This is a genomic window from Sphingopyxis sp. EG6 (assembly GCF_003609815.1).
Classification (GTDB): domain Bacteria; phylum Pseudomonadota; class Alphaproteobacteria; order Sphingomonadales; family Sphingomonadaceae; genus Sphingopyxis.
Genome location: NZ_AP017603.1, coordinates 3,385,281 through 3,403,974 on the forward strand (window position 1 = coordinate 3,385,281; position 18,694 = coordinate 3,403,974).

An 18,694-nucleotide genomic window follows, 5' to 3' on the forward strand; every position below is an offset into this window, starting at 1 on the left:
ACGGGTTCAGTTCGCATCTGTTGGCCTCCGGACGCAACGATGCGACGCTGGTGCCAGCGCTTCAATGTCCGCCACGCGGCATTTCAGGACAAAATGGCGGCACTTTCGTCCGTGCGCGTATCGGGCGACTCGGTGGTCTGAAAGCGCTGGCGATAATCGACCGGGGTGACGCCGATGATACGCAAAAAGGCTCGCCGGAGCGTGGTGGTCGATCCGAAACCGGCGGCGTGGGCAATCGCCTTGATCGGCGCACTGCTGTTTTCCAGCAGGTGCCGGGCCATATCGACTCGGGTCAATTCGACATAGGCGGCCGGGTTCATGCCCAGCTCCGCCCGAAACAGTCGCGACAGGTGGCGGGGACTGACGCTGGCGACGTCGGCCAATGCCTCGAGGCCTAGGTCCGCGCGCGGGCTTTCCAGGATGTGCAACCTGACCCGATCGATCGGGCCGGTGCCCACCGCCTGCGAGGTCAAGGCCTCGCTGAATTGCGACTGCCCGCCGGGTCGCTTCAGAAAGACGACCAACCGGCGTGCCACCCACAGCGCCAGCGCGCGGCCATGATCCTCTTCGATCAACGAAAAGGCGAGGTCGATGGCCGCGGTAACCCCGGCAGAACTGAACACGGGGCCATCGCGAACGAAGATGCGATCGGGCTCGACCCGGATGTCCGGAAAATCGGTGGCCAGGCGTTCGGCATATTGCCAGTGCGTTGTCGCGCGGCGTCCCGACAACAGCCCGGCCTGGGCCAGCAGGAACGCGCCCGTGCAGGTCGAGCCGTAGCGCCGCGAACTCAGCGCCTGCTTGCGCAGCCACCCTATGACGTCGTCGCTCGGACGGGTGGGAAGGCCATAGGGTCCGACTACGATCAGCGTGTCACAGGCCTGGATCGCATCGGCGATCCCCGCGTCGGGGACAAAGGTTACGCCCGAGGCGCTTTCCTCGGCGATGCCCTGCTCGGTCACCAGCAGGACGCGATAGGAGCGGCCCGGCCCCGTTTTGCAGTTTGCCTCGAACAGCGCGTCGCGCACGCCGGCGATCTCCAGCAGGTGCACCTTACCGGGAGCAAAGATCGTGATGCGCATAGGCGGAGCTCCGCTCGGCGGCGGCGCCAGGCCGTCAATCGGAACTCAATATACCTCTATCGCCCGATCACCTAGCGCGATCGCTGGATAGCGATGGGTCAGCTTGCGATACGGCGCAGCGATTGCGCGCCCGGGTCGGTCAAGGCGGGGCTGGTGGGCTGCTCAGAAAGGGTAGGTTGCGTCAAATTGATCGCAGTCCGCGTTCGGACAGTCGGTCAGTTCCAGGGGCGCGCCATGAAACGCGCCTTCGCGCCGTTCAGCACGTTCAGCGCCTGGTCAATATTCCGGGTGCGGGCCGCATCGGACTTCAGCCGTGCAAAATAACGCAAAATCTCTTTCTGCAAGCTCGGGGCCAGCTGGTCCCATCGCGCCTTGGCGACCGGATTGGCATCAAGGCGCGCCGCAAATTCGGCCGGTATCGCGTGCGCGGGGCCACCGCGATAACGGTCGTCGAACGCCACCGTGACGTCCACGGTGTCGCCGACCTTGGTACCCGACGCCTTGCGAATGGAACCATCGAGATAGAGCAGGAAGCCGCCGTCCCCCGCGGGCATCATGTTGACGCGCGCGGGCGGCTCAGGCTGACCATTGACCTGTACCGTAACCGGGATCGGCCGTTTACAGTCGGGCCGGATTTGCTGCGCCCGCGCTTCGCTGACCATCACATAGGGGTTGAGACCCCGCAGCTCGATCCGGGCCGTGAACTTCATCGCAGACCCGTTGCCCAAGCGCGCATCACCCGCGCAGCACCGCCCCCACCTTCGCCGCTGCTGCGACCACCTTGTCGGCGATCGCCTTCAGCTCGGCGTCGGTGAAGCTTTTTTCGACCGGCTGCAATTCGACCTCGACCGCCAGGCTCACCTGACCTTCGGGCACGCCTTGCCCGACAAAGCGGTCGAACAGCCGCGCGCCGACGATCGCTGCCTTGTCGGCGCTGCGTACCGCGCGGACCAGCTCGGCGGCGGTCAGGCTCGTCGGCGCGAGGAAGGCGAAGTCGCGGCGCACTGATTGCAGCGCGGGGGGCGTGAATGCCGCGCGCGCGGGACCGCTCGCGCGTTTTGCCGGGATCGCATCCAGGAAAATCTGCACCGCCATCACCGGACCGTCGACGTCGAACGCGCGGGTCAGCTCGGGATGGAGCGCGCCGAATTCGGCGAGCACCGCCTTGGGGCCGAGCCGCAGCGTCGCCGATTGGCCGGGGTGCCAGATGCTACCCTCGGCGACCGGCTCCATCACCTGCAAGCGATCGGCGGGGGCCCCCGCGGCATCGAGCAATGCCAGTGCCGCGGCCTTGGCGTCGAACGCATCGAAGGGCGCCGCCTTGCCTGCCTGCCAGCCGCGTGCGCGCTTGTCGCCCGCCATCAGGATCGCCAGCGTCGGATGCTCGGCGTCGGAAAGGTAGCGGCGCCCGATCTCGAACAGGCGAATGCTGTCGGCACCGCGATTCTGGTTGCGCGCCGCCGCGGCGAGCAGGCCGGGCAGCAGCGACGGGCGCATGACCTTCAGATCTTCGCTGATCGGATTGGCAAGGCTCCACGCGCCGCCGCCGAAGGGTGCGGCTTCGGCCTCGCTGATGAACGACCAGGTCACCGCTTCATGGAAGCCCGACGACGCCGCGGCGCGGCGCAGGCGGCGTTCGAGCATCTGTTCGGGGGTCGCGGTCGGTTTCGCGACGCCATCGGTGCGGGGCAGCGCGACCGACGCGATCGCGTCGAACCCGGTGATGCGCGTGACCTCCTCGACCACGTCAGGGGCGGCGTCCATGTCGCGGCGCCAGCTCGGTACGGCCACCTGCCAGCGGCCGCCCTGTTCGGTCACGCTGAAACCCAGCGCAGAGAGGATTTCCTGCTGCCGTTCGGGCGCGATCGCGATGCCGCCGAGCGTCGCCGACAGCGCGGGGTCGTATTCGATCACCTTGACCTCGGCAGGCGGGGTGCCCGCGCGCGTCACCATCGACGGCTGGCCGCCGCAGATATTGAGGATATGCTGCGTCACGATCGCGGTCGCATCATCGAGGAATGCGGGATCGACGCCGCGCTCGAAGCGGCTGCGCGCGTCGCTCGACAGGCCGAGCGCTTGCCCCGTCAGTGCGATGCGTTCGGGGGTGAAATAGGCGACCTCGATCAGCACATCGGTCGTCGTCTCGCTGCACCCGCTATGCTCGCCGCCCATGATGCCCGCGATGTCGTGGACCTCATTGTCGTCGGCGATCACCGTCATGGTGTCGGTGAGCGTATAGTCCTTGCCGTTGAGCGCAGTGACCGTTTCGCCGTCCCGCGCGCGCCGCGCAACGAGCGCGCGCGCAAGCTTGGCGCGGTCATAGATGTGGCTCGGGCGGCCGAGGTCGAACATCACATAGTTGCTGATGTCGACGAGCGCCGAGATCGAGCGCTGGCCGACCGCTTCCAACCGGCGGCGCATCCATTCGGGGGCGGTGCCGTTGGTGACGCCGCTGATCGTGCGGCCGAAGAAGGCGGGGCAGGCTTCGGGGTCGAGGGTCGCGATTTCGGTCGCGGGGGCGCCCTCACCGATGATCGTCGGGACGTCGAGCGGTTTCAGCGTGCCGAGTCCGGCGGCGGCAAGGTCGCGCGCGATGCCGCGCACGCCCATGCAGTCCTGCCGGTTGGGGGTGATCGAAATGTCGACCACCGGATCGCCCGCGCCGCTGTAATCGGCAAAGGGGGTGCCGACCTGCGCATCGGCGGGAAGTTCGATGATCCCGTCATGGTCGTCGCCCAGCTCCAGCTCGCGCGACGAGCACATCATGCCGTTCGATTCGACCCCGCGCACCGCGGCGACCTTCAGCTCCATCCCGTTCGCAGGCACCACCGCGCCGGGCAGTCCAAGCACGCCGACCAGTCCCGCGCGCGCATTGGGGGCGCCGCACACCACGGTCAGCGGCGCGCCGCCGTCGCCCGTATCGACAGTCAGCACCTGCAATTTGTCGGCCTGCGGGTGTTTCTCGGCGGTCAGCACCTTGGCGACGCGGAAGCCCGCAAGCTTGTCGACCGGATTCTCGACGCCTTCGACCTCATGGCCGATGCGGTTGAGCGTGGCGACGACGTCATCGACGGTGAAATCGCCGTCGAGATGCTCGCGGAGCCAGTCGAGGGTGATCTTCATGCCGAAATCCCCCCGCTCAGCGTCGGCACACTCAGCGCGCCGAACCCGTAGTGCGCGAGCCAGCGCAGGTCGCCGTCGAAGAAGGCGCGCAGATCGTCCATGCCATATTTCAGCATCGCGAGCCGGTCGACCCCGACCCCAAAGGCAAAGCCCTGCCATTCGTCGGGATCGAGCCCGCAGTTCGCGATCACGCGGCGATTGACCATCCCGCTGCCGAGCAGCTCCATCCACGCATGGCCGTCAACGTCGCCATGGCCGCCAACGATGCGGCGGCCCTTTTCTTGGCGGTAGCCGACGTCGACTTCGGCCGACGGTTCGGTGAAGGGGAAATAGCTCGGACGCAGCCGCAGCACGATGTCGTCGCGCTCGAAATAGGCCTTCAGGAAGGTCTCGAGCGTCCACTTCAGATGCCCCATATGGATGCCGCGGTCGATGACGAGACCTTCGACCTGATGAAACATCGGCGTGTGCGTCGCGTCGCTGTCGCTGCGATAGACGCGGCCCGGCGCGATAATGCGGATCGGCGGGGCTTCCGACATCATCGTCCTAATTTGCACCGGCGATGTGTGCGTCCGCAGCAACATACGCTGCGTGGCACCTTCGCCAACTTCCGGGAAATAGAAGGTGTCGTGCATCGCGCGCGCCGGATGCGTCTCCGGAATATTGAGCGCCGTGAAATTGTGCCAGTCGTCCTCAATCTCGGGACCGGTCGCGACGGCAAAGCCCATGTCGGCAAAGATTTCGGCGAGTTCGTCCATCACCTGGCTGACCGGATGGACGCTCCCGCGCGGGGTTTCGGCGGCGGGGAGCGTCATGTCGATCGCTTCGGCGGCGAGTTTGACGTCGAGCGCCGCGGCGTCGAGCGCCGCCTTGCGGCTGGCAATCGCGGTGGTGACACTTTCACGCAGGGCGTGGATCCGCGGCCCCTGCGCCTGTCGCTCTTCGGGGCTCATCCCCCCCAGCGTTTTCAGGAGCGCAGTGATGCTGCCTGCCTTGCCGAGCGCGGCGACGCGCAGCGCTTCGAGCGTGTCGAGGTCGCTCGCCGCATTTATGTTGTCCACCAGCCGGGCCTGAACGGCCTGAATATCGCTCATCATCATTCGTCCTGCAGCGGCGACCAAAAGCCGCGCCGCCGCTTGCACCGAACGCAATGCGTGGGTCAAGCCCCGGGGGCTATCCGCCGGGCTTGTGCAGCCCCTGGACCGGCGCGCCGATTGCTGCGGCGCGCGCCTTGGCGGCGGCGCCCAGGATCGGTTTGGGGCGCGCGGCATATTCGCGCGGGCTCATTCCCATGAACTTGGCAAAGTCGCGGGTGAATTGCGCCTGGTCATAATAATGATGATCCATCGTATCGATCCACGCCATCGACGGGTCGAGCATGAAGCGCGCCAGCGAGCGTAGAAAGCGCTGGCGGCGCAGCAGGAGCTTGGGCGAAAAGCCGAAGGCGCGATGGCTGAGGCGTTCGATCGAGCGTTCGGACAGCCCCAGCTTGGCCGACAGGTCGGCGACGGTCGACAGGTCGTCGTCAACAAGCGCGCGGTGCGCCGCGAGGATCGCGGGATCGTCGGGCGGGGCGTCACCCAACAAAGCGCAGAAATGGGCGTCGATCATGGCGGCGGCGGCATCGACATCGTTCACCCCCCGCAACTTTTCGCCCAGCGGCGCGAATGCGGCAAAGGCGGGGTGCGCGGCACCGTCGCAGAACTGGTCGGCCATTTCGTCGGCCGGCAGCGGGATGAGTTTTGCCCACCCCAGTGGCACGATGCCGATGCCCCAGACGCGCATATTGCCGACGGCGAAATAGGTGGCGGTGCTCGTAGGGCCGGTCGCGATAAAGTGCGGCGTCGGGACCGCCGGGGCGCCGCCGACCGACGCCAACGGGACGTCGCCGTCGACAAAGCGCAAATTGGCCCATTCGGGGTGAAGATAGTCGTCGACGCGGGTTCCCGCGGGTACCGACACTTCGGTGAGATAGATGGTGCTGAGATAGGAGCGCAGCGCCGACGACACCGCGAAAAACCGGGTGGCGATTCGGACGTCGGACGGGGTGGCATCGGGCGCGCTGCGTTCGGGCATCGACATCCCTCTAACGAGCATTAACGACAAAAAACAACATTTTGACGCTATTCTCTGTCGGGTTTGTACAATTTTCTACGTCCCAACTTCTTCATAGTTGCGCCAATCATCCTTTGGAGGTGCTCTCCGACGGGCAAAAATTTGCAAACTTCACCCGGCCGGCAGCTTTCTGCGACCCACGGCTTTTCGGAACGGGCGGGGGGGCGATGGTTTCCCACTGGAACCATTGTCGAAGCGGCGCGAGGCGAGAGCTTCGCGCCGCTTCTTCGTTGATCAGGGGCGAGTGGGGGCGCCGGGGTGGGGAGCCGACCTCACCGATCCTCCCCGGAACGGGGAGGGGGACCAGCGAAGCTGGTGGAGGGGCACAAGAGAGTTGCCTTGTCGGAAAGGTCGCACACCACGGCAGCATTGCCGGAAATGCGGGGCTTTATCTATTCGGCGCTGTGCAAACCTCGCGTGCCCCTCCACCACCCTTCGGGTGGTCCCCCTCCCCCTTGGGGGAGGATCGCTTTTGTCCGCTTCCGCCCGCCAACATCCCCGCCGCCCAGACGCCAACGAAAAAGGGCGGCCCCGCCGGGACCGCCCTTGTTTCGTGCCGTTCGGCCGAAAAGCGTCAGGCTGCCTTGGGCAGCGCCGCTTTCGCCTGGGCGATGATGGCGGTGAAGACCGCGCCTTCGTTCATCGCGAGGTCGGCCATGACCTTCCGGTCGAGCTCGATCCCGGCCAGCTTCACGCCGTGCATGAACTGCGAATAGGTCAGGCCTTCGGCGCGGACCGCCGCGTTGATGCGCTGGATCCACAGGCCGCGGAAGCTCCGCTTCTTAACCTTGCGGTCGCGATAAGCATATTGGCCGGCCTTTTCGACCGCCTGCTTGGCGATGCGGATCGTATTCTTGCGACGGCCATAATAGCCCTTCGCCTGTTCCAGAATCCGTTTGTGCTTGGCGTGCGTCGTCGTACCGCGTTTGATGCGTGACATGGTCTAGCGCTCCTTACTTCAGGCCGTAGGGCGCCCAGAGGCGCACATGGGCTGCGTCCGAATCGCTGAGCACGCTGGTGCCGCGGTTGGTACGGATATACTTCGCGTTATGCGAAATCAGGCGGTGGCGCTTGCCGGCGACGCCGTGCTTCACCTTGCCCGAGGCGGTGAATTTGAAGCGTTTCTTCACACCGCTCTTGGTCTTCATCTTGGGCATTTTGGTCTCCTTTTGAAGTCCGTTTGCGTATCGGCCTGGCAGCCCTTGTCGCCAGCCGGTACAATCGGAAGCGGCGCGCTTAGGGGGATTCGCGCGGAAATGCAAGCGTTGCAGGTGTCGCAGCGCCGGGCGCGCATTCAATGATGGCAGGCGAGCCCTTCGATCACATCCTCGAGCCGAGCCGGATCACCAAGCGCGATGACATGGCCCGCACTGTCGGCGCTCAACGGGTCGCCGTTCCAGTCGCACATCGTCCCGCCCGCACCCTCGACGATCGGTGCCAGCGCGGCGAAGTCGTGGAGCTTGAGGCCAGCCTCGACCACCAGATCGATGTGACCGCTCGCCAGCAGGCCATAATTATAGCAATCGCCGCCGAAGACCATGCGCTTGTGCGCGGTCTTGGCGGCGAGCGCCATGAAATGCTCGCCGTCATGATCGCTGAAATATTGCGGGCCGGTGGTGGCGAGCACCGCGTCGCCGAGCGTGCGGCAGCTTCGCGCCCGCGCTGGCTGTCCGTTGAACAAGGTCGGTTGTCCGACCGCACCGACCCAGCGTTCGCCCGCGATCGGCTGGTCGATGATGCCCAGCACCGGCCAGCCGTCCTGCAGCAGCGCGATCAGCGTGCCGAAGATCGGGCGTCCGGCCATGAAGCTGACGGTGCCGTCGATCGGGTCGAGCACCCATTGGCGCGACGCTTCCGCGCGCTCCGTCCCATATTCCTCGCCGATGATCCCGTCGCGCGGCGCTTCGGCGTCGAGCAGGCGGCGCATCGCGGCTTCGGCGGCGCGGTCGGCCTCGGTCACCGGCGAGGCGTCGGCCTTGGCTTCGTGCGCCCAGGCCGAACGGAACAGCGGGCGGATGGCCGCGCCCGCCGCATCGGCGAGGCGATGGGCGAGGGCGATGTCGGATTCGAGCGTCATGCGATCAGTCGAACAGCGACGAGACGCTCGATTCGTCGGCGATGCGCTTGATCGCTTCGCCGAGCAGCGGGGCGACGGTCAGCGCGCGAACCTTCTTGCTGTCGTTGACCGCATCGGTCGGCTGGATCGAATCGGTGATGACGAGTTCGGTGAGCTCGCTCGCTTCGACGCGCGCGACCGCGCCGCCGGACAACACGCCATGGGTGCAATAAGCGACGACGCCTTCGGCGCCCGCGGCCTTCAGCGCCCCGGCGGCGTTGCACAAAGTGCCTGCCGAATCGACGATGTCGTCGATGAGGATGCAGAAGCGGCCCGAAACGTCGCCGATGATATTCATCACTTCGGATTCGCCGGCGCGTTCGCGGCGCTTGTCGACGATCGCCAGTGGCGCATTGTCGAGCCGCTTGGCGAGCGCGCGGGCGCGGACCACGCCGCCGACGTCGGGCGACACGACCATCAGATTGCGGTCGCCAAAGCGCGCCTGGATGTCGGCGCTCATCACCGGCGCGGCGTAGAGATTGTCGGTCGGAATGTCGAAGAAGCCCTGGATCTGCCCGGCGTGCAGGTCGATCGCGAGGACGCGGTCGGCGCCCGAGGTGGTGATCAGATTGGCGACAAGCTTGGCCGAAATCGGCGTGCGCGGGCCGGGTTTGCGATCCTGGCGGGCATAGCCGAAATAGGGGATGACCGCCGTGATGCGTTTCGCCGAGGCGCGGCGGAGCGCGTCGGTGATGATCAGCAACTCCATCAGATTGTCGTTGGCCGGAAAATTAGTCGGCTGGACGATGAACACGTCCTGGCCGCGAACATTTTCATGGATTTCGACGAACACTTCCTCGTCGGCAAAGCGGCGCACGCTGGTGTCGGTCAGCGGCAGTTCCAGATAGTCCGCAATGGCGCGGGCGAGAGGCAGGTTGCTGTTGCCGGAGATCAGTTTCATGGGGTGCGCGGCCCTTTCGCGGCGGATAGGATTGCGCGCCCCTTAGCCAGCGGGGGGCGATAGGGGAAGGGTCAAGTTGCGCCTTGACCCTCCCTCACCAGTCATTCGGTCCTCGCACACCGTCAAGCAGTGCCTGCGTTGCTTCACACGGTGGACCCGAAAGCGACGCTCCGGTCACTCGTAGGACTGGTTCCCTGGACGCCCCGGGCTCGAAGTCGATTTGCTTGCGCAGTTCGAAAACATGGATGTGGGTGCCAAGACCACCGTGATAGTACCAGCCGATGGTGCGATCGACGAACGTGTACGCGCGCAAAAATTGGCGATGCGGCAGATTCTTGGATCCGTCGAAGACATCATAGGGAACGAACGGTTCGCCGACATCGGCGACGGCGAGGTCCAGTCGCTTGAATTCGGACGCGATATCAGGCGCGTCCTTCAGCGACGCGATGACGGCTGCCGGGCGGCTGAAGTAGCATTCGGGAATGTTCATGTCAGGCCGCGTTACTTCGGTCTGCGCTGACACGGGCGGTCCGGCACAGAAACTGACGGCGAGGGCGAAGGTAGCACTCAGGTTCCGTCGCAAGGCAAATCTCCTAGCTTTTCGTTCAAAACCATCCCGCGGCGCGAAGCTGCGGCATCATGTCGCGCGATACCGGCACCTCCTGCCCGCCAGCCAGCGTCAGGATCGCGGTCCGTCCGTCGCGGCGCACCGCGGTCACCCCGCCGCGCGCTACCCACCAGCTGCGATGGACGCGCAGGCCGTCGGCATGGCCGAGCCGCTCGATGGCGTCGCGCAGCCGCATCAGGATCAGCTCTTCGCGACCGTCGCCGATGACGCGGACGTAATGATCCTCTCCCTTCAATGCGCGCACCGGGCCGAAGCCGGGCGGGAGCGGCAATGTTGGCGCCGTCGGTGCAGCAGCGCTGCCCCCGGCATTCGCGGCGACGGGTTTCGGCGTCGGCGGAGCCACCGGGGCCGTCGTCGGTTCGGGATCGGCGGCGGGGCGGAAAAGCAGATACATTGCCGTGTGGATGATCACCCCGATCACCAGCACCTGCAGATAGATCGCGCCGAGCAGCGGCGACTGGAGCGCCTCGCCAACCGATGCGCGCCGCCAGAGCAGCATGACGAGCAGGGTCATCGGCATCGAACCGACGATCAGCCCCAGCGCGATGGTCACGGCATAAGGGATGCGCACCGCCTCGGCGAGCCAGCGCGCCACGGCACCGAGGCCGCCGAAGATCGGATAACCGCACAGGATCATCAGCGGCCACAGGACCAGCCGCTGCACCAGCGGCAATTCGTAGCTGCCGAAAGGACCGATCAGCGCGAGGATGATTCCCGCGACGATCATCAGAAAGCTTTCGATCGCAATTTTCCGCGCCATGACGCCGGTCTGGCTGCCACTTGGCGCTTCGTCAATTGGCAGCTGCGCCGGATTCGCGAAGTTTTCGGCCGGACCGGCGAAGTCGCGATTGCCCGCCAATCGCCGTGCGGCATCTGCGGTGCATCGACCAGCAAGGACTATCCGATGACCACCCATGCCGCCGCCGCCTCGCCCATCCGCCGTTACGCCCCCTTTATCCGCGCGGTCGCCCAGACTGCCGCGGTCACCGCCGCGGTACTGGCGCTGGGCTATCTGATGCGCGGGCAGGGCGAATATCGCACCCCGGCCTGGGCGCTGTGGATCCATCTTGGCACCGTGATTCCCGCGGTGCCGCTCGGCGCCTTTGTGCTATGGGCGCCCAAGGGGACGCGTGGGCACAAGGCGGCGGGGCGCGTCTGGGCGCTACTGATGATGGTGACCGCGATCGACAGCTTCTGGCTGCGCGGCCTGACGGGCGGCATCGGACCGATCCACATTTTTTCGGTGATCACCCTCTATTCGATTCCCATGGGCATCTGGCACGCGCGGCGCGGCAATATCATTGCGCACCAGCGCTCGATGCGCGGCGTCTATATCGGGCTGATCGTCGCCGGCGCCTTTTCGATGATGCCGGGCCGGTTCCTTCCCCACCTGCTGTTCGGCTGAGCATTGCAATCGCCGCCGCCGGGCGTATGGCTCGGCGGCATGACCGACGCCGCCGACACGCTCACCATCGTCCTCGCCCAGATGACGCAGGCGGTCGGCGACCTTGTCGCCAATGCCGATGCGATGCGTAGCGTTCGGGCGCGCCACCCCAGGGCCGACCTGATCCTCTACCCGGAGTTCCAGTTGATCGGTTACCCGCCCGAGGATCTGGTGCTGAAACCAGCGCTGGCCGAACGCGCCGCGATCATGCTGGCCGAACTGGCGCTGGAAACCGCTGATGGCGGCCCGGCGATGCTGGTTGGGTCGGTCGAACGCGATGGGGCGGACCTTTATAACATCGTCGCGCTGCTCGATGGCGGCAAGATCGTCGCCACGCGGCGCAAGCACGAACTGCCCAATTACGGTACGTTCGATGAAAAGCGCATCTTTGTCCCCGGTCCGCTCCCCGATGTCGTCGAGTGGCGCGGGATCAAGCTTGGGCTGCCGATCTGCGAGGATGGGTGGCTGCCGAAAGTTTGCCGGCATCTGGCCGACCAGGGCGCTGAACTGCTGATCTCGGTCAACGGCAGCCCCTATGAAATCGACAAGGACGAGCGGCGGCTGACGCAGGTCTTCGCCAGCCGCGTGGCCGAAACCGGGCTGCCCGTGATGTTCCTCAACCGTATTGGCGGGCAGGACGAGATCGTGTTCGATGGCTGCTCGTTCGTGCTCAACGGCGACGGGACGACGGCACACCGGTTGACCGATTGGGAGGCCGAGGAACGCGTCACTCACTGGGTCAAAGGCGCTACGGGCTGGGCGTGCGAAGCGGGGCCGATCGCCGAATGGGAGGCGCACCCCGCCGACATTTACAGCGCGATGATCGTATCCTTGCGCGACTATGTCGAACGCAACCGCTTTCCCGGCGTCGTGCTCGGGCTGTCGGGCGGGATCGATTCGGCGATCTGCGCCGCGATCGCCGCCGACGCGCTCGGCCCCGACAAAGTGTGGTGCGTAATGCTGCCAAGCCGCTTTACCAGCCAGGCGAGCCTCGACGATGCGGCGCACTGCGCCGAATTGATCGGGTGCAAGCTCGACACCATTCCGATCGCGGCCGCGGTGGATGCGTTCGACACGATGCTGGCGGGCAGCTTTGCCGACCGCGAGGTCGATATTACCGAGGAGAATGTCCAGTCGCGTATCCGCGGCGTGACCCTGATGGCGCTGTCGAACAAATTTGGTCCGATGCTGCTGACCACGGGTAACAAGAGCGAGATGAGCGTCGGCTATGCGACGATCTATGGCGACATGGCGGGCGGCTATAATCCGCTCAAGGACGCCTATAAGATGACGGTGTTTGCGGTCGCCAAGTGGCGCAACGAAAATGTGCCGCGCCTGTCGCGCAATCCGGTCGCGCCGGTGATGCCGGAAACGATCATAACCAAGCCGCCAAGCGCCGAGCTGCGTCCCGACCAGAAGGACGAAGACAGCCTGCCGCCCTATCCCGATCTCGACCGCATGCTGCACATGCTGGTCGAAGAGGAAGCCAGCGTCGATGATGTGGTCGCGAAATATGGGTTCGACCGCGATGCGGTGGTGCGGATCGAACGCTTGCTGATGCTCGCCGAATATAAGCGGCGTCAGGCGCCGCCGGGGGTCAAGCTGTCGACGCGCAATTTCGGGCGCGACCGGCGTTATCCGATCACCCACGGTTTCCGCACCGGCTGACCCCCCATCGCCGATAACGGGCGGGTACCGGTACGCCTCCCCTCTTCGTTCCCTTGCCGCTCGCCGCTAAGCTCGCGGATCGGGAAATAATAAAGGGGGAGCAAGATATGGCGTTATTTGGTGAAAAGGCGTCACCGCAAAAGGCCGAGCGGGCGCTCGACGTGCTGCGGATCACCGTCGCGTTACTGATTCTGATTCATGGCGCTTTCCGCTTGATCGCGGGTGGCGTGGCGCCGTTTGGCGTCTGGCTGGAAAGCCAGGGCTTTCCGATGGGATTCGCCTGGGCGCTGGCGGTGACGCTGTTCGAACTCGTCGGCCCGGTGCTGATGCTCGCTCGGCGCTGGACCAGTTTTGCCGCGCTTGGTCATGCGGCGATCCTGACGCTCGGCATGATCATGGTCCATTTGCCCTTCGGCTGGTTCGTGGTCGGCGCGGGGCGCAATGGAATGGAATATAGCGTCATCCTGATCGTCTCTTTGCTGACCATCGCCTGGGCCTATTGGCCGGAGCGCCGCCGCGGCTCCTGACGCGGCACGCTTGGGGTCGCGCGCGGCGGGCGAAGTGGTTATAGGCGCGCGGCATGACCGTCGTGACCCGCTTCGCCCCCTCGCCGACCGGCACCCTGCATGTCGGCAACGTCCGCACCGCGCTCCACAACTGGCTATGGGCGCGGAGGCATGGCGGGCGCTTTCTGCTCCGCATCGACGATACCGACCTTGAACGGTCGAAAGACGAATATGTCGATGCGATTCGCGCCGATCTGGCGTGGCTCGGTCTCGACATCGACGGGGAGGCGCGTCAGTCGGCGCGTTTTGCGCTGTACGAAGCCGAATTCGACAAGCTCAAGGCGGCGGGGCGGGTCTATGCCTGTTACGAAACCCCCGAAGAACTCGACATCCGGCGCAAGATCCTGCTCTCACGTGGACTGCCGCCGGTCTATGAACGGAAGGCGGCGGATGCCCCCGTACCCGACGGCGTGGCACCGCATTGGCGTTTCCGCCTCGACCATGACGCGCCGATCGAGTGGACCGATCTGGTTCGTGGAGAACAGCATTTCGAGCCAAAAACCATGTCCGACCCCGTGGTGCGCCGCGCCGACGGCAGCTGGCTGTACCTGCTGCCCAGCGTGATCGACGATATTGAAATGGGCATTACCCATGTCGTGCGCGGCGAGGATCATGTGTCGAATACCGCGACGCAGATCCAGATGTTCGCCGCGCTGGGCGCCGCGCCACCGCATTTCGCGCACGAGGCGCTGCTGGTGGGTACTAAGGGCAAATTGTCGAAACGGCTCGGTTCGCTCGGCATGGCCAGTTTGCGCGACGAAGGGATCGAGCCGATCGCGCTCGCGGCGCTGCTCGCGCGGCTGGGTACCAGCGATCCGGTCGAGCCGGTGACCAGCCTGACGCCGCTGATCGAGCATATCGACTTTGCACGCTTTGGCCGCGCCCCGGCGCGCTTCGACGAGGCCGAACTGGCGCTGCTCAACCAGAAGATCCTGCACCAGACCGACTATGAAACGGTCGCCGACCGCTTGCCCGCCGCGATCACCGCGGCGCGCTGGCATGCGGTCCGGCCCAATCTGATGACCGTCGCAGAGGCCGCCGATTGGGTCGGGGTGTTCGACGGACCGCTTTCGCCGCCGCTCGCCGATCCGGCCGATCGCGCGGTGCTGACTGCCGCCGCTGCCGCTGCGCCCACGATCGACTGGAGCGCCGACCCCTGGTATGCGCTGACCGCGGCGGTGAAGGAAGCGACCGGGGCAAAGGGCCGCAGCCTGTTCCTGCCGCTCCGCCGTGCCCTGACCGCGCGCGACCATGGTCCTGACATGGCGGAACTGCTGCCGTTGATCGCGAAAGATCAGGCGATCGCGCGTCTGGCCGCCAGCTAGCCAACCAACAACGGTAAGCCAGCGACCTGCTTCCCTACCCTTAAGCTTGACATAGATAGTGATGATATATTATCACTCATATCTGACTTGGCCGATAGCGGTGGTCAAAGCACGGCGGGGCCGGGTCTGACAGGCAAGGAGAGATGCCATGACCCTGATACCCTTGATTTCGACCATCATGACCGCACCCGAGGCGACGACGGCGCCAGCGGCGGGACCGACCTTGCTGCCGCGCAACAGCTATGGCAGCGACCATGGCCGCCATCCGGTGGCGGCGCTCTTTGCAATTGGCCTGCCCGCTGCGCTCGTTGTCGCGGTCGCGCTGTCGCCGATGATCGTCGAGACGCTCCCCGAATCTGAGCCGCAGGTCTGGAAGCCAATCACGCTTGAAAAGCCCACCCCCCGCGAACCGCAACCCGATACCAAGCCGCAGGACCAGCCGACGAAAACCGTGATCGCCGCAACCGATTCGCCCCTGCCGCCGGTAAGTCAAGATCCACCCGTCGGCCAGACCGACGAGCCCTATATCCCGCCGGTGGGCACCGGCACGGGAACGACCGTGCCCCAAGTCATAGACCCGCCCGTGCAACCGCCCAAGCTGGTTCTGGCTCGGCTCGACGAGCGCTATGCGAGTCTTTTTCAACCAGATTATCCAGCGCGTGCACAGCGTGAAGGGATCGAGGGCGTCGCCGTAGTCCGCGTGCTGATCGGTACCGACGGGCGCGTGAAGGCGGTCGAGTTGGTCAGCACCGACGATCCAGCCTTTTTCGAGGCAACGAAGCGGCGCGCGCTAACGAAATGGCGTTTCAAGGCAGCGACGCGCGGCGGGGTTCCCGAGGAAAGCTGGAAGGAAATGCGCGTCCGTTTCGAGATCAAGGCGGCCTGATCGCTCGGCAAGACCCCTCCTGGGCGGACGGCTCGCTGCCGTCCGCCCGCTCTTTTGCTTGACAGAAGCGTCGAATCCGGTCAGAGGCGCGCGAGGTTTTGGGGGCGGCGCGGCGTCGCGCGGCCCCTGAGTTTTTTCACACCAACGTCGGGGCCCTTAGTCCCGCCGCGTCCTCCGGAGCACCGGCGGATGTGCAGTTATTTCGAGGAACAGGGCCATGGCCAAGCCGACGACCGTCAAGATCAAGCTGGTTAGCACCGCCGACACGGGCTTTTTCTATGTCACGAAAAAGAACCCGCGCACGATGACCGAAAAGATGTCGGTGCGGAAGTACGACCCGCGCGTGCGCAAGCATGTCGAGTTCAAGGAATCGAAGATCAAGTGATGCATCGACCCGTTCGGCAGTGCTGGACGGGCTGACGATGCATCATCCCGGCGAAAGCCGGGATCAAGGGGCGGCCTTTTGCGCCGCCCTTTTTCGTGCCGGAACGAATCGCTCCCCCCGCCGCACCTACCCGTCGCGCAGCGGGCGCCGCGCGACGTCGTTTTCGATGATGTTGCGGATCGCGATCAAGGTCGTGAACGAATGAACGCCCTTGTCCTCGCCCAGCGCGCGGCGGGTGAAGGCATCATATTCCTCCATCGAGCCGACCTGCACCTTGAGCAGGAAATCATCCTCGCCAGTGATGTCCCACGCCCCGGTAATTTCTGGATGATGCACGATCGCGCGGGCGAAATTGTCCATCGTCTGCGGCCCCGCTTGCTGCATCTGGACCAGCACATGCATGGTCAGCGCCGACCCGGTGAGCGCCGGGTTGACCACCGCTATGTCCGCGACAATCACCTTTTCATCGCGCAGGCGCCGCAGGCGGCGCAGCACCGCCGAGAGCGACAGGCCGACCTTGTCGGCGAGCACGCGCGCGGGCTCGAGGTTGTTCTGGCGGACCAGCGCCAAGAGCTGCCGGTCGAACCGGTCAAGGTCGGCGATTTTTCGCATGATTGATCAAATAGCGCAAAAATTGGTCGCCCGCACGGTCAATTTTGGCGCCAATCGCCATTCCCTTGGGCCTAAAAATCGCCCGTCGGGCCCGCCCTCTCTCCCTTGCTGCGGCGCCCGACGCAGGAGATGAACAATGACGATAATCCCCGATTCGAACCGGTTCCATCGCGTGTGGAGTGCGGTGATCGAAGCATCCTCAGCCATGGTGGCGATCCATTATGCTGCCCCGTGGAGCGAACGCAGCCCTTCGCGTGGGACGGAGAAGGTACGACGTTATAACGGCTGACGTCGCGGACTGGCCGGGCCTCGCTTTGGCGTGCGTGCAGGCGTTAGGGTTGGGGTAGGCAGCGGACATGCTAGCAACGTCGCCCCCGCGAAGGCGGGGGCCGCTAGCCGCCTATTTCTGCGCTGCCGTGTCAACCGACAGCGGCCCCCGCCTTTGCGGGGGCGACGTGTTGCTTCCGCCGCGCGCCCACGCCTGCCCGTTCAGGCAAACGCCCCGACGCTTTCGATGAACTTGATCACCGAAATCGGTTTCGACACATAGGCCTCGGCGCCTGCGGCGCGGATCTGTTCCTCGTCGCCTTTGCCGGCATAGGCGGTGACCGCCATGATCGGCACGGCGCGCAATGTCAGGTCGGCCTTCATCTGGCCGATCAGCTCCAAGCCGCTGACATGCGGCAGCTGGATGTCCATGATGATCAGGTCGGGGGCAATCTCGCGCGCCTTGTTGAGCGCATCGCGGCCGTCGCGGACCGGGTGCGCGGTATAGCCATGGGCGTTGAGCAGGTCGCAGAAGAGGCGCAGGTTCAGCTCATTATCCTCGACGACCAATATGGTCTTGCCCATGATACTCCGCTTCCCCACCTTGCGTTCGCGGCCCGTTTAGGCGAATCGGCCGCACGACACAATTGCCTCCCGTTGAAGGGAAAAATGCCTTGCACGACGATGACGCGGCTCTGGCGCTTCAGGCGCTCGGCTGGATATTGACCGACGAACCGCGCGCCGAGCGGCTGCTCGGGCTCACCGGCCTGGCGCCGAGCGACCTCCGATCCTCACTGGGCGAGCAGGCGACGCTCGCGGCGATCCTGTCGTTTCTGACGAGCCATGAAAACGACCTTGTCGCCTGCGCCGACGCGTTGCAGGTGCCGCCTGCCACGCTTGCCGCGGCGGCGCAGCGGCTTGAAGGAATGCCTATATGAACCGCCCGCTCGTCATTACCGATTGCGACGAGGTGCTGATGCACATGGTCGTTCCCTTTGCCGAATGGGTCGATGCCGAACATGGCGTGCTGTTTCGCATCGAGGATGCGAGTTTCGCCGGGGCGCTGAAGCGCAAGGAATGCGGCACACCGCTGGAGGCGGCCGAAGTCTGGCCGCTGCTCGACAGCTTTTTCCGCACCGAAATGCCGCGGCAATATCCGATTCCCGGCGCGCTCGCCGCGATGGCGACGATCGCCGAACAGGCCGATATCGTCGTCCTGACCAATGTCGGCCCCGACCATCAGCAGGCGCGGATCGACCAGCTGGCGAGTCATGATTTCCACGCGCCGGTGATCGGCAGCCGCGGCGGCAAGGGCGAACCGGTGCGCCGCCTGGTCGAACAATATCGGCCTTCGGTGGCAATCTTCATCGACGACCTCGCGAACCACCACAGCTCGGTGGCGCACGAAGCGCCCGAAGTGTGGCGGCTTCATCTGGTTGGCGAACCCGCGATCGCCGACAAGATCGCTCCCGCCCGACATGCCCATGCGCGCATCGACGATTGGAATGTCGCGCGCGACTGGATATTGGCGCGGCTGACCGAAAATATCCCCGCCCCCAACCCCGAACTCGCATAA

General features: G+C 65.3%; 21 protein-coding genes. 8 read left to right on the forward strand and 13 right to left on the reverse strand.

The window, feature by feature from the left end; all coding sequences use genetic code 11:
- Positions 1 to 83: 83 nt before the first annotated feature.
- From SPYCW_RS16445 to SPYCW_RS19065, 11 genes are all read right to left on the reverse strand, one after another.
- Entirely contained in the window at positions 84 to 1,082 is a 999-nt protein-coding gene (locus SPYCW_RS16445) for a GlxA family transcriptional regulator (RefSeq protein ID WP_120217718.1), read from the reverse strand.
- Positions 1,083 to 1,297: 215 nt separating this feature from the next.
- Entirely contained in the window at positions 1,298 to 1,792 is a 495-nt protein-coding gene (locus SPYCW_RS16450; RefSeq protein WP_120217719.1) for a YdeI/OmpD-associated family protein, read from the reverse strand.
- Positions 1,793 to 1,817: 25 nt separating this feature from the next.
- Complete coding sequence (gene pheT, locus SPYCW_RS16455) at positions 1,818 to 4,205, reverse strand: phenylalanine--tRNA ligase subunit beta (protein WP_120217720.1); 2,388 nt, start codon at positions 4,203 to 4,205, stop codon at positions 1,818 to 1,820.
- The gene (gene pheS / locus SPYCW_RS16460) at positions 4,202 to 5,299 is read right to left on the reverse strand and encodes a phenylalanine--tRNA ligase subunit alpha (protein WP_120218363.1); all 1,098 of its coding nucleotides are present in this window, start codon (positions 5,297 to 5,299) and stop codon (positions 4,202 to 4,204) included. Before pheS ends, pheT begins: the two co-directional genes overlap by 4 nt.
- 79 nt (positions 5,300 to 5,378) lie before the next feature.
- Complete coding sequence (locus SPYCW_RS16465; protein ID WP_120218364.1) at positions 5,379 to 6,281, reverse strand: helix-turn-helix domain-containing protein; 903 nt, start codon at positions 6,279 to 6,281, stop codon at positions 5,379 to 5,381.
- 613 nt (positions 6,282 to 6,894) lie between these two features.
- Complete coding sequence (gene rplT, locus SPYCW_RS16470) at positions 6,895 to 7,260, reverse strand: 50S ribosomal protein L20 (protein ID WP_120217721.1); 366 nt, start codon at positions 7,258 to 7,260, stop codon at positions 6,895 to 6,897.
- Positions 7,261 to 7,273: 13 nt separating this feature from the next.
- Positions 7,274 to 7,477, reverse strand: a complete 204-nt coding sequence (gene rpmI / locus SPYCW_RS16475; protein ID WP_120217722.1) for a 50S ribosomal protein L35 — start codon at positions 7,475 to 7,477, stop codon at positions 7,274 to 7,276.
- 137 nt (positions 7,478 to 7,614) lie between these two features.
- Positions 7,615 to 8,397 carry a histidinol-phosphatase gene (gene hisN / locus SPYCW_RS16480; RefSeq protein ID WP_120217723.1) on the reverse strand — a complete coding sequence of 261 codons (783 nt, stop codon included), beginning with the start codon at positions 8,395 to 8,397 and terminating at the stop codon, positions 7,615 to 7,617.
- A gap of 4 nt (positions 8,398 to 8,401) precedes the next feature.
- Positions 8,402 to 9,337, reverse strand: coding sequence for a ribose-phosphate pyrophosphokinase (locus SPYCW_RS16485; RefSeq protein ID WP_120217724.1), 936 nt, complete (start codon positions 9,335 to 9,337; stop codon positions 8,402 to 8,404).
- 94 nt (positions 9,338 to 9,431) lie between these two features.
- A complete protein-coding gene (locus tag SPYCW_RS16490; protein ID WP_120217725.1) occupies positions 9,432 to 9,827 on the reverse strand; it encodes a hypothetical protein in 396 nt (131 codons plus the stop codon).
- Positions 9,828 to 9,942: 115 nt separating this feature from the next.
- Entirely contained in the window at positions 9,943 to 10,725 is a 783-nt protein-coding gene (locus tag SPYCW_RS19065; RefSeq protein ID WP_172595533.1) for a LytTR family DNA-binding domain-containing protein, read from the reverse strand.
- 144 nt (positions 10,726 to 10,869) lie between these two features.
- Here SPYCW_RS19065 and SPYCW_RS19070 point away from each other — a divergent pair, with 144 nt between their 5' ends.
- The 6 genes from SPYCW_RS19070 to rpmG all read left to right on the forward strand — a co-directional run bounded on the left by SPYCW_RS19070 (position 10,870) and on the right by rpmG (position 16,239).
- Entirely contained in the window at positions 10,870 to 11,370 is a 501-nt protein-coding gene (locus SPYCW_RS19070) for a DUF2306 domain-containing protein (protein WP_172595534.1), read from the forward strand.
- Positions 11,371 to 11,409: 39 nt separating this feature from the next.
- On the forward strand, positions 11,410 to 13,077 hold the full coding sequence (locus SPYCW_RS16500) for an NAD+ synthase (protein ID WP_120217726.1): 1,668 nt from the start codon (positions 11,410 to 11,412) through the stop codon (positions 13,075 to 13,077).
- 107 nt (positions 13,078 to 13,184) lie between these two features.
- A complete protein-coding gene (locus tag SPYCW_RS16505; protein ID WP_120217727.1) occupies positions 13,185 to 13,604 on the forward strand; it encodes a DoxX family protein in 420 nt (139 codons plus the stop codon).
- Positions 13,605 to 13,657: 53 nt separating this feature from the next.
- Complete coding sequence (gene gltX, locus SPYCW_RS16510) at positions 13,658 to 14,968, forward strand: glutamate--tRNA ligase (RefSeq protein ID WP_120217728.1); 1,311 nt, start codon at positions 13,658 to 13,660, stop codon at positions 14,966 to 14,968.
- A 148-nt stretch (positions 14,969 to 15,116) separates the two neighbouring features.
- Entirely contained in the window at positions 15,117 to 15,854 is a 738-nt protein-coding gene (locus tag SPYCW_RS16515; RefSeq protein ID WP_120217729.1) for an energy transducer TonB, read from the forward strand.
- Between the two features lie 217 nt (positions 15,855 to 16,071).
- Complete coding sequence (rpmG, locus tag SPYCW_RS16520; RefSeq protein ID WP_058818055.1) at positions 16,072 to 16,239, forward strand: 50S ribosomal protein L33; 168 nt, start codon at positions 16,072 to 16,074, stop codon at positions 16,237 to 16,239.
- Between the two features lie 126 nt (positions 16,240 to 16,365).
- On the opposite strand, the gene SPYCW_RS16525 is transcribed toward rpmG, so the two are convergent.
- Both SPYCW_RS16525 and SPYCW_RS16530 read right to left on the reverse strand, forming a co-directional pair.
- Positions 16,366 to 16,851 carry an Lrp/AsnC family transcriptional regulator gene (locus SPYCW_RS16525; RefSeq protein ID WP_120217730.1) on the reverse strand — a complete coding sequence of 162 codons (486 nt, stop codon included), beginning with the start codon at positions 16,849 to 16,851 and terminating at the stop codon, positions 16,366 to 16,368.
- A gap of 489 nt (positions 16,852 to 17,340) precedes the next feature.
- Entirely contained in the window at positions 17,341 to 17,703 is a 363-nt protein-coding gene (locus SPYCW_RS16530) for a response regulator (protein WP_120217731.1), read from the reverse strand.
- A gap of 89 nt (positions 17,704 to 17,792) precedes the next feature.
- Here SPYCW_RS16530 and SPYCW_RS16535 point away from each other — a divergent pair, with 89 nt between their 5' ends.
- Both SPYCW_RS16535 and SPYCW_RS16540 read left to right on the forward strand, forming a co-directional pair.
- Positions 17,793 to 18,056 carry a DUF3572 domain-containing protein gene (locus tag SPYCW_RS16535; protein WP_120217732.1) on the forward strand — a complete coding sequence of 88 codons (264 nt, stop codon included), beginning with the start codon at positions 17,793 to 17,795 and terminating at the stop codon, positions 18,054 to 18,056.
- The gene (locus tag SPYCW_RS16540) at positions 18,053 to 18,694 is read left to right on the forward strand and encodes an HAD family hydrolase (protein WP_120217733.1); all 642 of its coding nucleotides are present in this window, start codon (positions 18,053 to 18,055) and stop codon (positions 18,692 to 18,694) included. The genes SPYCW_RS16535 and SPYCW_RS16540 overlap by 4 nt, the downstream gene beginning before the upstream one ends.

Coding starts and splice junctions, on each gene's coding strand:
- SPYCW_RS16445 (WP_120217718.1), bottom strand. CDS start 1,082: ATGCGCATCACGATCTTTGCTCCCGGTAAGGTGCACCTGCTGGAGATC.
- SPYCW_RS16450 (WP_120217719.1), bottom strand. CDS start 1,792: ATGAAGTTCACGGCCCGGATCGAGCTGCGGGGTCTCAACCCCTATGTG.
- pheT (WP_120217720.1), bottom strand. CDS start 4,205: ATGAAGATCACCCTCGACTGGCTCCGCGAGCATCTCGACGGCGATTTC.
- pheS (WP_120218363.1), bottom strand. CDS start 5,299: ATGAGCGATATTCAGGCCGTTCAGGCCCGGCTGGTGGACAACATAAAT.
- SPYCW_RS16465 (WP_120218364.1), bottom strand. CDS start 6,281: ATGCCCGAACGCAGCGCGCCCGATGCCACCCCGTCCGACGTCCGAATC.
- rplT (WP_120217721.1), bottom strand. CDS start 7,260: ATGTCACGCATCAAACGCGGTACGACGACGCACGCCAAGCACAAACGG.
- rpmI (WP_120217722.1), bottom strand. CDS start 7,477: ATGCCCAAGATGAAGACCAAGAGCGGTGTGAAGAAACGCTTCAAATTC.
- hisN (WP_120217723.1), bottom strand. CDS start 8,397: ATGACGCTCGAATCCGACATCGCCCTCGCCCATCGCCTCGCCGATGCG.
- SPYCW_RS16485 (WP_120217724.1), bottom strand. CDS start 9,337: ATGAAACTGATCTCCGGCAACAGCAACCTGCCTCTCGCCCGCGCCATT.
- SPYCW_RS16490 (WP_120217725.1), bottom strand. CDS start 9,827: ATGAACATTCCCGAATGCTACTTCAGCCGCCCGGCAGCCGTCATCGCG.
- SPYCW_RS19065 (WP_172595533.1), bottom strand. CDS start 10,725: ATGGCGCGGAAAATTGCGATCGAAAGCTTTCTGATGATCGTCGCGGGA.
- SPYCW_RS19070 (WP_172595534.1), top strand. CDS start 10,870: ATGACCACCCATGCCGCCGCCGCCTCGCCCATCCGCCGTTACGCCCCC.
- SPYCW_RS16500 (WP_120217726.1), top strand. CDS start 11,410: ATGACCGACGCCGCCGACACGCTCACCATCGTCCTCGCCCAGATGACG.
- SPYCW_RS16505 (WP_120217727.1), top strand. CDS start 13,185: ATGGCGTTATTTGGTGAAAAGGCGTCACCGCAAAAGGCCGAGCGGGCG.
- gltX (WP_120217728.1), top strand. CDS start 13,658: ATGACCGTCGTGACCCGCTTCGCCCCCTCGCCGACCGGCACCCTGCAT.
- SPYCW_RS16515 (WP_120217729.1), top strand. CDS start 15,117: ATGACCCTGATACCCTTGATTTCGACCATCATGACCGCACCCGAGGCG.
- rpmG (WP_058818055.1), top strand. CDS start 16,072: ATGGCCAAGCCGACGACCGTCAAGATCAAGCTGGTTAGCACCGCCGAC.
- SPYCW_RS16525 (WP_120217730.1), bottom strand. CDS start 16,851: ATGCGAAAAATCGCCGACCTTGACCGGTTCGACCGGCAGCTCTTGGCG.
- SPYCW_RS16530 (WP_120217731.1), bottom strand. CDS start 17,703: ATGGGCAAGACCATATTGGTCGTCGAGGATAATGAGCTGAACCTGCGC.
- SPYCW_RS16540 (WP_120217733.1), top strand. CDS start 18,053: ATGAACCGCCCGCTCGTCATTACCGATTGCGACGAGGTGCTGATGCAC.